Origin of the sequence: Methylobacterium sp. WL7, from assembly GCF_008040085.1 — a bacterium.
Classification (GTDB): Bacteria; Pseudomonadota; Alphaproteobacteria; order Rhizobiales; family Beijerinckiaceae; genus Methylobacterium; species Methylobacterium mesophilicum.
Window position 1 is genome coordinate 1 of record NZ_VRVG01000042.1, and the last position, 13,211, is coordinate 13,211.

The 13,211-nt window shown below is 71.0% G+C and carries 16 protein-coding genes and 1 pseudogene; 5 read left to right on the forward strand and 12 right to left on the reverse strand.

Annotated elements, in window-relative coordinates; translation table 11 throughout:
* Positions 1-364 (forward strand): annotated as a pseudogene (locus tag FV233_RS13085) (nuclease); the annotation flags it as partial.
* Positions 365-378: 14 nt separating this feature from the next.
* The gene (locus FV233_RS13090) at positions 379-1,419 is read left to right on the forward strand and encodes an aldose epimerase family protein (protein ID WP_147857592.1); all 1,041 of its coding nucleotides are present in this window, start codon (positions 379-381) and stop codon (positions 1,417-1,419) included.
* Positions 1,420-1,423: 4 nt separating this feature from the next.
* On the opposite strand, the gene FV233_RS13095 is transcribed toward FV233_RS13090, so the two are convergent.
* From FV233_RS13095 to FV233_RS13125, 6 genes are all read right to left on the reverse strand, one after another.
* Complete coding sequence (locus FV233_RS13095) at positions 1,424-2,182, reverse strand: NADH dehydrogenase ubiquinone Fe-S protein 4 (protein ID WP_147897720.1); 759 nt, start codon at positions 2,180-2,182, stop codon at positions 1,424-1,426.
* Between the two features lie 71 nt (positions 2,183-2,253).
* Positions 2,254-2,607, reverse strand: a complete 354-nt coding sequence (locus FV233_RS13100) for a hypothetical protein (protein ID WP_147897721.1) — start codon at positions 2,605-2,607, stop codon at positions 2,254-2,256.
* A gap of 16 nt (positions 2,608-2,623) precedes the next feature.
* Positions 2,624-3,043, reverse strand: coding sequence for a hypothetical protein (locus FV233_RS13105; protein ID WP_147897722.1), 420 nt, complete (start codon positions 3,041-3,043; stop codon positions 2,624-2,626).
* 120 nt (positions 3,044-3,163) lie between these two features.
* Positions 3,164-3,682 (reverse strand): Hsp20/alpha crystallin family protein, encoded by a 519-nt coding sequence (locus tag FV233_RS13110; RefSeq protein ID WP_147897723.1) that lies wholly within the window; start codon positions 3,680-3,682, stop codon positions 3,164-3,166.
* Positions 3,683-3,832: 150 nt separating this feature from the next.
* Positions 3,833-4,357 carry an Hsp20 family protein gene (locus FV233_RS13115; protein ID WP_147856727.1) on the reverse strand — a complete coding sequence of 175 codons (525 nt, stop codon included), beginning with the start codon at positions 4,355-4,357 and terminating at the stop codon, positions 3,833-3,835.
* 459 nt (positions 4,358-4,816) lie between these two features.
* Positions 4,817-7,489, reverse strand: a complete 2,673-nt coding sequence (locus tag FV233_RS13125; RefSeq protein WP_147897724.1) for a DNA translocase FtsK — start codon at positions 7,487-7,489, stop codon at positions 4,817-4,819.
* A 165-nt stretch (positions 7,490-7,654) separates the two neighbouring features.
* On the opposite strand from FV233_RS13125, the gene mtnA reads away from it, so the two are divergent.
* The 3 genes from mtnA (at position 7,655) to FV233_RS31130 (ending at position 9,326) form a co-directional block, all read left to right on the forward strand.
* On the forward strand, positions 7,655-8,755 hold the full coding sequence (mtnA, locus tag FV233_RS13130) for an S-methyl-5-thioribose-1-phosphate isomerase (protein WP_147855356.1): 1,101 nt from the start codon (positions 7,655-7,657) through the stop codon (positions 8,753-8,755).
* Positions 8,756-8,810: 55 nt separating this feature from the next.
* The gene (locus FV233_RS13135; protein WP_147855355.1) at positions 8,811-9,038 is read left to right on the forward strand and encodes a hypothetical protein; all 228 of its coding nucleotides are present in this window, start codon (positions 8,811-8,813) and stop codon (positions 9,036-9,038) included.
* Between the two features lie 99 nt (positions 9,039-9,137).
* Positions 9,138-9,326: a type II toxin-antitoxin system RelE/ParE family toxin gene (locus tag FV233_RS31130; protein WP_238262706.1), complete on the forward strand. Its 189-nt coding sequence runs from the start codon at positions 9,138-9,140 to the stop codon at positions 9,324-9,326.
* Here the strand turns inward: FV233_RS31130 and FV233_RS13145 are convergent.
* From FV233_RS13145 to pth, 6 genes are all read right to left on the reverse strand, one after another.
* Positions 9,268-9,582, reverse strand: a complete 315-nt coding sequence (locus FV233_RS13145) for a hypothetical protein (RefSeq protein WP_147855354.1) — start codon at positions 9,580-9,582, stop codon at positions 9,268-9,270. The two genes, FV233_RS31130 and FV233_RS13145, sit on opposite strands and share 59 nt — an antisense overlap.
* 82 nt (positions 9,583-9,664) lie before the next feature.
* Positions 9,665-10,654, reverse strand: a complete 990-nt coding sequence (locus FV233_RS13150) for a MaoC/PaaZ C-terminal domain-containing protein (RefSeq protein ID WP_147855353.1) — start codon at positions 10,652-10,654, stop codon at positions 9,665-9,667.
* A gap of 33 nt (positions 10,655-10,687) precedes the next feature.
* Positions 10,688-11,785 carry a redox-regulated ATPase YchF gene (gene ychF / locus FV233_RS13155; RefSeq protein ID WP_147855352.1) on the reverse strand — a complete coding sequence of 366 codons (1,098 nt, stop codon included), beginning with the start codon at positions 11,783-11,785 and terminating at the stop codon, positions 10,688-10,690.
* A gap of 9 nt (positions 11,786-11,794) precedes the next feature.
* Positions 11,795-12,244, reverse strand: a complete 450-nt coding sequence (locus tag FV233_RS13160; protein WP_147855351.1) for a PIN domain-containing protein — start codon at positions 12,242-12,244, stop codon at positions 11,795-11,797.
* Positions 12,234-12,467 carry a hypothetical protein gene (locus FV233_RS13165; protein ID WP_092045367.1) on the reverse strand — a complete coding sequence of 78 codons (234 nt, stop codon included), beginning with the start codon at positions 12,465-12,467 and terminating at the stop codon, positions 12,234-12,236. The genes FV233_RS13160 and FV233_RS13165 overlap by 11 nt, the downstream gene beginning before the upstream one ends.
* A gap of 41 nt (positions 12,468-12,508) precedes the next feature.
* Positions 12,509-13,117, reverse strand: a complete 609-nt coding sequence (gene pth, locus FV233_RS13170; RefSeq protein WP_147897725.1) for an aminoacyl-tRNA hydrolase — start codon at positions 13,115-13,117, stop codon at positions 12,509-12,511.
* Between the last annotated feature and the right edge of the window lie 94 nt (positions 13,118-13,211).

Below are 13,211 nucleotides of genomic sequence, written 5' to 3' on the forward strand. Positions count from 1 at the left end.
GCCCGAGACCGGCGGCGATCCCGAGCCCGACACGCCGCCGCCCGCGGCGAACGCCATCACCGGCACGGCCCAGGTGATCGACACCGCGACCCTCAAGGTCGGCGGCAAGGTCGTGCGCCTGTTCGGGGTCGAGTGGGTGCGGGGCGGCCAGGCCGACGAGCTGACCCGCTACATCGGCGGCCGCCCGGTGACCTGCCAGCCGGCGCCGGGCAGCGAGACGATGAACTGCCTGGTGAACGGGCGTGACCTCTCGGAGGTCGTTCTGTTCAACGGCGGCGGCCGGGCCTCCCCGGAGGCGAGCCCCGAACTGGTCGCCGCCGAGGACCACGCGCGCACCGAGCGGCTCGGCGTCTGGAAGCGCTGAGCGGGGATCGCGGCATGGCGGGCGAGATCTTCGGGCGCACCGCGGACGGTCAGACGGTCACCCGGCACCTGCTGGCCCGGGGGAGCCTGCGCGTCCACGTCATCGATTTCGGCGCGGTGATCACGGCGATCGAGGTGCCCGACCGCGCTGGACGCAGCGCCAACGTCGTCCTCGGGCTCGACACGCTCGCGGGCTACGAGACCGTGAGCCCGAGCTTCGGCGCCGTGGTCGGGCGCTACGCCAACCGCATCGCGGGCGGGCGCTTCAGCCTCGACGGCCAGACCTACCGGTTGCCGGTGAACGAGGGGCCCAACACCCTGCACGGCGGCGACCGGAATTTCGGAAAACATCTCTGGCGCGTGGAGGCGACCGACCCCACGAGCCTCGCCCTGGCCCGCCGCTCGCCGGACGGCGAGGAGGGGTTTCCCGGCAACCTCGACGTCCGCGTGCGCTACAGCCTGCCCGAGGACGGGCTGCTGCGCCTCGATTACGAGGCGGTGACGGACCGGCCGACGGTTCTCAACCTCACCAATCACAGCTACTTCAACCTGGCCGGGGAGGGGACCGGCAGCGTGCTCGACCACGTCGTCCAGATCGAGGCCGACGCGTTCACGCCCACGGATGCGACGCAGGTCCCCACCGGCACGGTCCAGCCGGTCGCCGGCACCCCGTTCGATTTCCGGACACCGCACCGGTTGGGCGCGCGCATCCGCGCGGGCGACCCGCAACTCGCCTACGCCAAGGGCTACGACCACACCTTCGTGCTGCGCGGCCCCGCCGGGACCCTGCACCCGGCCGCCACCTGCATCGATCCGGGCAGCGGCCGGCGGCTCGACGTGGCGACCACGCAGCCGGCCCTGCAGCTCTACACCGGCAACAACCTGGACGGCACGCTGATCGGCCCCTCCGGCCGGATCTACCGCTCCGGGGACGGCGTCTGCTTCGAGACGCAGGGCTTTCCGGACGCCCCGAACCAGCCGGACTTCCCGTCCGCGACCCTGCGTCCGGGGGAGGTCTTTCGGGCGGCCACCACGTTCCGGTTCTCGGTGGCGTGAGCCGTCACGCCGCGAGAACCAGGTCCTCCCACATCACCGGGACGGCGGCCACCGCCGGAGCGGAGGGTTTCGGGCGCCAGGTCTCGCCGAGCGCCAGGAGCGCGGCCTTGACCGCGTCGAGCTGCGAGGGCTCGCCCTCGGCCATGCCCTCGGCGGCGGCCACCTCCTTCAGGTACTCGTCCCAGGCCCAGCGCCGCAGGATCTCGCGCTTGCCGTCGCGGAGCAGCCGCGGGTGGTCCAGCACGGCCGCCGGCGTCGCGAACACCGCGGCCGGGTTGATCAAGGCCCGTTCCAGATCCGGCAAGGCCGGGACGCCCGGCTGCGCGACCCGCGCGCCCGTCCGCCCGGGCACCACGCGGAGCGGCGCGCCCCCGGGCTGCCGCCGGTCATCCCGGCGGGCTGCGCGACTCGAGACCGGGCGCTTGCGGGCGGCCTCGGCGGGGTCGGGCTCGGCCTCGTATGCGAGGCCCTGGCGCTCGGCATACGCGATGGCCTGCGCCCGGGTCGGGAAGGTCAGCCGGACATCCGTGGCGAGCGGATCGCCGCCGCCGGTCCAGCCCATCAGCGGCTCGATCTCGGGCGGCGTCTCGCGCGCGAATGTGAGGATCCAGGTGCCCTCCCGGGCGCGGCCCGAGGTCTCCACGGGGCGCTTGTGGCGCCGGATGTAGGCTTTACGGCCGGCGAGCCATGGGGCGGCGGCGGCGACGGCCGGGGGATGGTTGTGTCCGAGTCCGATCACACGGTCCTGAATGGTCGTCTGCATGGTTGCCTCCCTGGAGCGGCGCCCGACCGGCAAGCCGTCGGGTGCCGCCGATGGTGGGGGATGCGGCGCGGTCAGGCCGACAGCAGCCCGAGGCGCGCCGCGGATTGGACGCCGAAGCTCCCCGCGAAGGCGAGGAGGGCGGCGTCCCAGGCGGTGAGATGCGTGGCGTTGGCCGGCGGCCCGGCCCGGGTGATCGCGGCGCCGAGCCAGACGAAGCCCGACAGGCTCAGCAATCCGGCCAGCACCCAGGGCATGGCGGGGGCCGGGCTGAGGGCCGCGAGGGCCAGGCAGAGGATGACGGACGCGATCCAGCCGGTGAGGGTGGACCAGGACGCCCGCTCCGCCGCCTCGGCCGGCGGCTCGGCCCGGCTCCGCCGGAGCCGGCGCGACCACCGATAGCGGTCCTTTAGGTCGAAGGTCGTCATCGTGTCCCTCCGGGCCTCAGTTCAGGACGGCGTCCGGTGCTCCCGCGCCCGGCCGTGAGCGTCGGCCGAGCACGATGGGAATCCGCGGCTTGCGCGGCGTCGCGGTCCCGGCCGGGGCGGGCGCGCCGTCCAGCGCCTGGAGCGCGGCCAGGACGTCGTCGATCGGCACCGGCTCGGCCCGGCAGCCGGGCAGGCACCGCAGCGTCGGGCAGGATTCCACGGCGCGCGCGTCGGAGGCCCAGGAGGCCAGGATCGCCCGCTTCTCGGCCCGCGACAGGCCGGGATAGGACAGGACCTCCCGGGGGTGCCGGAACACGTCGCCCGGCGCCACGAAGGCTTCGAACGGGTCGACCGCCGTCGCCCGCAGGTTGGCCGCGGCCATCGGGCCGAGGCGCTCGATGGACAGGTCGATCGGTGTGGTTTCGATGGGCTGCATGGGACCCTCCTGTGCGTCAGCAAAGGTTGGGGCGGCCGGCAGGCCCGCTCAGGGGCGCCCTGACGGTCCAGGCCGGCCGCCGCGTCATGCGTCACTAACCCGCCGGATCGGCGGACCGCCTCAATGCGCCGTCTTCTGGGCGCCGCCGTTGATGGCGATCCGGCGGCCCCGCTCCGGCGCCTTCTCCGAGCGCGGCAGCGTCACGGTGAGCACGCCGTTCCGGAACGACGCCGCGGCCTTGTCCTCCTCGACCGGGAACGGCAGGGCGATCACCCGCTCGAAGCGGCCGTAGCTGCGCTCCGAGTAGCCGCGGGCCGTGTCGGTGTTTTCCGAACGCTTCTCGCCCCGCAGGATCAGCACGCCGTCCTCGACCAGGAGCTCGACGTCCTTCTCGTCGAGGCCGGGCAGCTCGGCCGAGAGCTTCAGGCCGCCCTCGGCCTCCACCAGCTCGACCCTGGGCCAGCCGAGGCCGCGCCCGGCCGGGCTCGCACCTGAGCCGAACCCGGTGAACACGTCGTCGAACAGGCGGTTCACCTCGCGGTGGAGCGTCAGGAACGGATTGGCCGCCTCGGTCGCCAGGGTGCTCGGCGCCGGGATGGCGGCGTTGCGGTTCCACGGGATCAGGTCTCTCACGCTCATCGGAATCTCCTTCCGTTTGGCTTCATGGGCATCTCATTCGGGCAGCCGTCGGCGGCCCGCGGGATTGCGGGTGCGCCAGGCCTGTCGCTCGCTCAGTGTGAGACCCGGGCGGTCCGCGGATCGGGCGGCCCGGGCCCGAACCGGCCGCGTTCAGGCGGCCTTGGCCTCGGTGACCTTGGCCTCGGTGATCTTGGCCGCGGCAATCTTGCCGTCGGCGATCTCCGCGGGGGCGTTGTCCTGCCCGGAGGTGGCCGTGACGCCGCCGATGGCGATGCGGCGGGGCTTCAGGGCCTCCGGCACCTCGCGCTTGAGCGCGACGGTCAGCAGCCCGTTCTCCAGGCTCGCACCCACGACCTTCACGTGGTCGGCCAGGTTGAAGGTCTGGCGGAACGTGCGGGCCGCGATGCCGCGGTGCAGGTAGTGCCGCTCGTTCTCGGGCGTCGCCTTCTGGCCCGACACGAGCAGCACCGTGTCCTGCTGGGTCAGCTCGATCTCGTCGGGGGTGAAGCCCGCCACCGCCATGGTGATGCGGTACTGATCGTCCGCGACCTTCTCGATGTTGTAGGGCGGCCAGGACGCCGTGGTCTCGACGCGCTCGGGCTGGTTCAGCAGCTCGAACAGACGGTCGAACCCGATGGACGACCGGAACAGGGGCGCAACGTCATAAGTCCTCATAACCACATCCTCCGTTGAGCAACGTGACTACAAGAGACGCCGGACACCAGGACCGGCGCCCAATCGGCGATCCCGTTTTCGGGCCTCGCACGCGCGTAACGTTTGCTGTGCGGGGTGGTTCCGCAAGAGGGGCGATTCTTTTTTTGGTGTTTTGAGATTCGGTCCGTGGGTGAGCCTCCTCTCGCCCCGCTTGCGGGGAGAGGGCCGCGACGACCTCGTCGTCGGCGCGGCGAGGCGTCAGCCGAGGGTGAGGGGGCGGCTCAGGACGCGCGCTCCGTTCTGAGCCGCCCCCCTCACCGCCGCTCCGGCTTCGCCTGCGCTTCCCGCACGGACGACGAGGTCCGTGCGGGCCTCTCCCCGCAAGCGGGGAGAGGGGGAACCCGCGCCTCGTCCGGAATTGTGTGAAGACCGTAGGCCCGCGGGATCGGGGCTACCACCGCGGGCCTAGCCAAGAGACCCTTAGCCCGCGGCATCCTCCAGAAGAATCTCGCGCTTGCCGGCGTGGTTGGCCGGGCCGACGATGCCCTCGGTCTCCATCCGCTCCATCAGCGAGGCGGCGCGGTTGTAGCCGATCTGGAGGCGGCGCTGGATGTAGCTGGTCGAGGCCTTCTGATCGCGCAGAACCACCTGCACGGCCTGGTCGTAGAGGTCGCCGCCGGCCTCGCCGAAGGAGCCCTGGTCGAACACGGCGCCGTCGAGTTCCAGCTCGGCCGCGCCGGCCTTGCCCTTGGTCCCCTTCTCGGGGGCGCCCTCCTCGTCGTCGGCCGTGACGGCGTCGAGGTAGCTCGGGCGGCCCTGGCGCTTGAGGTGGGCGACCACGCTCTCGACCTCGCTGTCCGAGCAGAACGGCCCGTGCACGCGGGTCGTGCGCCCGCCGCCGGCCATGAACAGCATGTCGCCCTGACCGAGCAGCTGCTCGGCGCCCATCTCGCCGAGGATGGTCCGCGAGTCGATCTTGCTGGTGACCTGGAAGGAGATGCGGGTCGGGAAGTTCGCTTTGATCGTGCCGGTGATCACGTCCACCGACGGACGCTGCGTCGCCATGATCAGGTGAATGCCGGCCGCACGCGCCATCTGGGCGAGCCGCTGGATCGCCCCCTCGATGTCCTTGCCCGCCACCATCATCAGGTCGGCCATCTCGTCGACCACGATCACGATGTAGGGGAGGGGGGCGAGGTCCATGGCCTCGTCCTCGTAGACCGCCTCGCCGGTCTGCCGGTCGAAGCCGGTCTGGACCGTGCGGGTGATGACCTCGCCGCGCTCGCGGGCCTCCTTCATCCGGGCGTTGTAGCCGTCGATGTTGCGGACCGCGATCTTGGACATCTTCTTGTAGCGCTCCTCCATCTCGCGCACGGCCCACTTGAGGGCGATCACCGCCTTCTTGGGGTCGGTCACGACCGGGGAGAGCAGGTGCGGGATGCCGTCGTAGACCGACAGCTCCAGCATCTTGGGATCGACCATGATCAGCCGGCACTCCTCCGGCTTCAGCCGGTAGAGCAGCGACAGGATCATGGTGTTGATCGCCACCGACTTGCCCGAGCCGGTGGTGCCGGCAACGAGCAGGTGCGGCATCCGGGCGAGGTCGGCGATGATCGGCTCGCCGCCGATGTTCTTGCCGAGGCAGAGAGCCAGCTTGTGCTTGCTCTCGGCGAAGTCCGTGGAGGCCAGAAGCTCGCGCAGAAACACCGTCTCGCGCTTGGCGTTCGGCAGTTCGATGCCGATGGCGTTGCGGCCGGGGACGACCGCCACGCGTGCCGAGACCGCCGACATCGAGCGGGCGATGTCGTCGGCCAGCGCGATCACGCGGCTGGACTTGGTGCCCGGTGCCGGCTCGAGCTCGTAGAGCGTCACGACCGGGCCGGGCCGCACCGCCAGGATGTCGCCGCGCACGCCGAAATCGCCGAGCGTCGCCTCGAGAAGGGTCGCGTTCTGCTCCAGGGCGTCGGCCGAGACCTGGCTCGCCGGGGAGGGGCCACGCGGGGCCGCCAGCAGATCGAGGGCCGGCAGGGCGTAATCCTCGGGCCGGACCTGTGGTGCGGGCGCCCGGCGGGCCGGCACCGGCGCGGCGGCCGGCGCCGCGACCCGCGAGGCGGTCGGCTCCGGACGGGCGGCGGCCGGCCGCTGCGGGACCTCCTCGTACGCGTCCGGCTCGTCCTCCTCCGGGGGCAGCAGGGCTGCCGCCCGGCGGGCGGTCGCCTCCGGTTTGGCCGGCGCGTCCCGGCTCGGATCCTGGCCGTCGAACGGGGCCTCGAAGACCGGCTCGCGCCGCGCCTGACCCGGCTGGGCGCCCTCGGGCAGGTGCTCGGCCCAGGGCAGGTCCGCATCCGTGAAGGCGCGCCGGGCCGCGAGCGCCGGGGAGGCGCTGTCGAACGGCTCGGCCCGGCCGGTCCGCCACGCCTCGATCCGCCGCGTCAGGGCGACGCGCATCCGCATCAGGCCCTGGGCGAGGGCGCCGACGCCCACGAGGCCGAGGCTCGGCTCGTCGGCATCCTCGCGCTCGTCGCGACCCCGCACGGACGGATGCCGGACGGGATAGGGCTCGTCATGGAAGGAATCCTCCTCGGCGGTCCCGAACCGGCAGGCGCCGGTCAGGCTGAGGATCGCCACCGCGGCGTAGACGAAGCCGACGAGGTGGGCCGCCGCCGACGACACCGCCCCCACGATCACCCGGGCCATCGACAGCAGGCCGTCCCCGGCGACGCCGCCGAGCCCGGTGGGCAGCGGCCAGCGGGCGGTGGGCGGCAGGGCGCTCGCCACCGCGCTCGCGGCGCAGAAGCCGATGATCCAGAGCGCCAGGCGCATGCCGCCCTGGGGCAGGTCGCGCTCGCGCATCAGCCGGACGCCCCAGAGCACGGGGGGCAGCACGAACGCGAGGGCACCCAGACCGAGGATCTGCATGGCGAGGTCGGCCACGACGGCGCCCGGCTGGCCGAGCACGTTGTGGGCCGGGTGGTCGGTGGCGTGGTTGAGGCTCGGGTCGTCGATCGACCACGTGGCGAGCGCCACGGTGAGCGCGACCGCGCCGGTGAACAGGACGAGCCCTCCGAGCTCCGTCAAGCGCTTGCCCAGGAAGGGGCGAACGCTGTCGACGTAGGTGTCGTAGGGCGACGCGGGACGGCGAAGCGAGCGCATGCGGGACCGGACGCGAACGGGGACTCTGACCCGAGGCTAGTCACGCCGGCCTTAACGACCTGCTAAGGTTGAGGAAGCCTGACCCGGGGTCGCGCTGGGTCCGGAGCGGGCGGGGCCGGGCGTGGGGTGGTGCAAAAACCGCCCCGCTATGGCACAGAAACCGCCATGAACATCGACGGAAAACCCTATCGCACGATCTTCCCGGACCCGGACGGCGTCAGCGTCCAGGTGATCGACCAGACCCGCCTGCCCTTCGCGTTCGAGCTGAAGCGCCTCGCCACGCTGGACGACGCGGCGGTGGCGATCCGCACCATGATCGTGCGCGGCGCGCCGCTGATCGGCGTCACCGCGGCCTACGGGCTGGCGCTCGCCATGCGGGCCGATCCCTCGATGGAGGGGATCGACCGGGCGGTGGCGGTGCTCGCCGCGACGCGCCCGACGGCGATCAACCTGCGCTGGGCGCTGGACCGGGTCGCCGGCAACCTGCGGCAGATCCAGCCGGCCGAGCGCTTCGCACACGCCTTCGCGGAAGCCGGCCGCGTCGCCGAGGAGGATGTGGCGAGCTGCCGCTCGATCGGCGCCCATGGCGGCCAGATCATCGCCGACCTGCACACGGCGAACGGCGGGCGGCCGGTCACGGTGCTGACCCACTGCAACGCCGGCTGGCTGGCCACGGTGGATTGGGGCACCGCGCTGGCGCCGATCTACGCCGCCCACGAGCGGGGCGTGCCGGTGCACGTGCTGGTGGACGAGACCCGGCCGCGCAGCCAGGGCGCGGCGCTCACCGCCTTCGAGCTCCACGGCCACGGCGTGCCCCACACGGTGATCGCCGACAATGCCGGCGGCCACCTGATGCAGCACGGCGGGGTCGACCTGTGCATCGTCGGCTCGGACCGGACCACGGCGTCGGGCGACGTCTGCAACAAGATCGGCACCTACCTGAAGGCGCTGGCCGCCCACGACAACCGCGTGCCGTTCTACGCCGCCCTGCCGTTCTCGACGATCGACTGGACGCTCCACGACGGCGTCAAGGAGATCCCGATCGAGGAGCGCGACGGCCGCGAGGTCACCCACATGACCGGCCGCCTGGCCGAGGGCGGCTTCGCCACGATCGAGGTGGTCTCTCCCGGAAGCCCGGTGGCCAACCCCGCCTTCGACGTGACGCCGGCGCGGCTGGTGACCGGAATCATCACCGAGCGCGGCATCTGCGCGGCCACCGAAGAGGGGCTGTACGGGCTGTACCCGGAGCGCCGGAAGGCGGCGTGAAGGGGGGCTTGGGAGGCGGCATGGTGTGTGTGGCGATCATGTGCATGATGAGCGCATGACTGAGCTTTTCGATCAGGCCATCGCGCGTGTCCGCGCGCTTCCCCCGGAGACGCAAGATGCGTTCGCGCGCATGCTGTTGAATCTCGCCAGCGATGAGGCCGAGCCCGTCATCCTGATGCGGGAAGAACGGGATGCCATCGCCGCATCGAAGTCGGCGGCAGCGCGAGGCGAGTTCGCGACGGACGAGGAAGTGAGGGCGATCTGGACGAAGCACGGCCTGTGAAACTTCGCTTCACCCGTCCTGCTTTGACCGACCTTGCCGCGCTGACCGAAATATATCGAGGCTCGATCGCCGGAAGGTGCCCGGCATGTCCGGCGACGGATCAAGGACGCATTGGAGCGGCTTGCAGATTACCTGATGCTCGGACAGCAAACCGACGATCCGACCATTCGCCGCCTGACCACGATCCCTTATCCTTACCTGATCTTCTACGAAGTCACGGACGCGGCCATCATCGTTCATGCCGTTCGCCACAGCGCCCGCGATCCCGGTTCGATGCCGGATGCGTGACGAATGCGGATATCGATGGCTGAGCAGACGCAACGCAGGCGAAGGCCCGAGCGATGATCGTGCTGGCCTCGCCCTCGACGAACGCCCCGCGATCAGCCTGTTCCAGGCTAGCCATGACGGCGGCCACGTGTTCGGGCTCGATCTCGAGCGAGTCCGCGATCTTCGCCATGCTGAGCATAGCCTGGGCGATGGCATCTTGATCGTCCGCCGACATCTGCCGCACGGCCGCAACCGCTTTCTCGAGTAAATCCGTCATCGGCTGACCTCCGCCTGATCCTCGAACCACGGCCCATGGCGTTGCAATCGGAGGTGGACGTCGAGAACCGCGAGGCCGTGCCTCACGGCTCCCAGCGATGGAACACCGTGCTGTCGAACGAGAAAACCGGTTCGCCGCGCTGGTTCACCCCGGTGTTGCGCGCAAACGCCAGGCCCCAGCCGGGGCGGGACGCCGAGGCGCGCTTGTCGGTGAGCTTCGTGCTGAACCGGACCGTGTCGCCCGCGTAGACCGGCTTGAGCCAGCGCAGGTTCTTGAAGCCCGGGGAGGGGCCCGATTCCGGGACCGGGCCGCGGCTCGCCGTGTAGGCGGCGTCGCGGGCGCGGGTGGTGAGCAGCCGGTTCATGTAGGCGGCGGCGGTGTGCCAGCCGGAGGCGCACAGGCCGCCGAAATGGCTGCGCCGGGCCGCGGCCTCGTCGAGATGGAACGCCTGCGGGTCGTAGGCCTCGGCGAAGGCCACGATGGCGGCGGCGCTGAACGGGTAGGCGCCGAGATCGCGGACCAGGCCGATCTCGGCATCCCGCAGGAACGGCAGGATCTCGGCATCCTCCGGCTCCGCCACCGGCCCCGGCTCGCCGATCTCCACGGGGCGCGGCGGCAGGGGATCGGTGCCGCGGCGGGCCAGCATGAAGGTGAAGCGCTGGGTCAGCACCGTCTCAGCCCGCGGGTTGCCGAGGGCGACCTCGGCCGTCACGAAGCCGAGCCCCGGCTTCGAGGCCGAGTCCCGCATCCCGACGACCCGGAAGGTCAGCGTCAGGGCGTCCCCGGGCAGGACCGGCGCCAGCCAGCGCAGCTCGTCGATCCCGGGCGCGCCCAGCGACGAGCCCCCCTTGAACGGCCCCTGCTGGAGCAGCCGCATCCCCAGCGCCGCCGTATGCCAGCCCGACGCGATCAGCCGGCCCACGAAGGTCGTCTCCGCGGCCGCCTCGTCGAGGTGGAACGGCTGGAAGTCGAACGCCCGCGCGAAGCCCACGATGGCGTCGCGGCTGACCGTCAGGGGCTCGCCGACGATGACGTCGCCGACGGAAAAGTCCTCGATCGCGGGGTCCGGCATGGCAGCCTCGTCCAGTGCGTCAGGGGAGGGGGCTCAGTTCGCGAAGCGGAAATGCAGCACGTCGCCGTCCTGCACCACGTAGTCCTTGCCCTCGAGCCGCAGCTTGCCGGCATCCCGGGCACCGGATTCGCCGCCGAGCGTGGTGTAGTCCTTGAACGCGATGGTCTCGGCGCGGATGAAGCCCTTCTCGAAATCCGAGTGGATCACGCCAGCGGCGCCGGGCGCGCGGGTGCCCTTGGTGATCGTCCAGGCCCGGGCCTCCTTGGGGCCGACCGTGAAGTAGGTCACGAGGCCGAGCAGATCGTAGCCGGCGCGGATCACCCGGTTGAGGCCGGGCTCGGTCAGCCCCACGGCTTCCAGGAACTCGGCCTGGTCGGCTTCGGGCATCACGGCGATCTCGCTCTCGATCTTGGCCGAGACCACCACCGCGATGGCGCCCTCGGCCTTGGCCCGGGCGAACACCGAATCCGAATAGGCGTTGCCCTTGTCGGCATCCCCCTCGTCGACGTTGCAGACGTAGAGGACGGGCTTGGCGGTCATCAGCCCGAGCGACTGGAACAGCTTCTCCTCGTCCGGCTTGCGCTCGACCAGGCGGGCGGGCTTGCCCTCGCGCAGCAGCGGCAGGGCGCGGTTGACGAGGTCGAGGCTCTCCTTGGCCTCCTTGTCGGCGCCCTTGGCCTTCTTCTCCAGGGCGACGGCCCGGCGCTCCAGGCTGTCGAGATCGGCCAGCATCAGCTCGGTCTCGATGGTCTCGATATCGGCCGCCGGATCGACCTTGCCCTCGACATGGGTGACGTCGCCGTCGGTGAAGCAGCGGACCACGTGGGCGATGGCGTCGACCTCCCGGATGTTGGCCAGGAACTGGTTGCCCAGGCCCTCGCCCTTGGAGGCGCCGCGCACCAGCCCGGCGATGTCCACGAAGGTCAGCCGCGTGGGGATCTTCTCCTTCGAGCTCGCGATCCGGACGAGGTCGTCCAGGCGCGGATCCGGCACCGCCACCTCGCCAACATTCGGCTCGATGGTGCAGAACGGGTAGTTCGCCGCCTGGGCGGCCGCCGTCTGCGTCAGCGCGTTGAACAGGGTCGACTTGCCGACGTTCGGCAGGCCGACGATGCCGCATTTGAAGCCCATGGATCGGTCCTAGTGTTCGGTCACGACGGCCTCGGGGCCGACCGTGAAAGGATTGAGGATGGTGGTGCCGCGGACCGTGCGGTCGTGCTGGTAATCCTCCGATAGAAGATAGCGGCACCCGGCGCGAATCGCGGCTGCGAGGATGACGCAATCCCACCACTGAAAGGCGGTCTCGGTCCGGATCGACCACGCCAGCGTGATCAGTTCGACATCTGTCGCGCCCTGCGAGAACGGTTGCAACTCCGTCGTCATGCGCCGCAGCTCCGCGCCCTCCACGACGACCTTCCTGCGCAGGATCGCGTTGTGGATTTCGCCGAGCACCTGCGGGCTCACCACGAGGGCCTCGCGAGCCGCGAGCGTGGCGAGCCAGTGCGTCGCCGTGCGTTGCTTATCCGGAAAGCGGTCGTCTCGGGCATACAGGAAAACGTTCGTATCGACGAAGACAAGATCAGTCGTCATCGTACAGTTGGTCTCGTGTCGGAGCCTTCCCGTTTTCGTCCAGAACGTGGAGGGGCGGCCCGGCTAGGAAGCGTTCGAGCGCCTCCCGCTGCGTCAGCGGCCGGCCGACGCGCTGCTCGACGGCTTCGGCGACGAACCGCGACAGGCTCTTGCCGTCGCGCGCGGCGGCGACACGCGCCCGCTGCAGCAGGGCCTCGCTCATCGTCACGGTGACGTTCTTCATCGCAGCCTCCGCCGCCTATATCGTGTCCTCGTGTTTTCGTGTCAATTTCTGGAACCCAGCGTCTTCACCGCGTCCCAGCCCCGGCCGGCCATGGCGAGGTGGACCTTGTTCTGGAAATTCGCATCCTCGCCCGCCGCCAGCAGGGCGACGTGGTCGGCCACCGCGTGGCAGAGATCCTCGACCCAGGGCAATTCGGCCTTGCCGAAGTCGTTGAGCACGTAGGCGTGCACCAGCGCCTTGTCGCCGGGATGGCCGATGCCGAGCCGTACCCGGCGATACTCGTTGCCGCATTGGGCGGTGATCGAGCGCAGGCCGTTATGGCCGGCATTGCCGCCGCCGAGCTTCACCCGGAGCTTGGCCGGGGCGAGGTCGAGTTCGTCGTGCAGCACGATCACGTCGGCGAGCGGGATCTTGTAGAAGCGCTGCGCCTCCGAGACCGAGCGCCCGGACTCGTTCATGAAGGTCGAGGGCTTGAGCAGGATCGCCCGCTCGGTGCCCAGCACCACCTCGGCGGCCTCGCCCTGGAAGCGGTGCCGGAACGGGCTCGCCCGGTGCTGGCGGGCGATCGCGTCGATGGCCAGGAAGCCGATATTGTGCCGGTTGTTCGCGTAGCGCGAACCCGGGTTTCCGAGGCCGACGATCAACCGCATGGCAGGGTTCCTGGCGCGATCCGGTTCATACCCGCTCACGGGGCATCGAATTCGGGGCGGTCTGTGGCACGCTTCCCCGCGCGACGCATCCCCG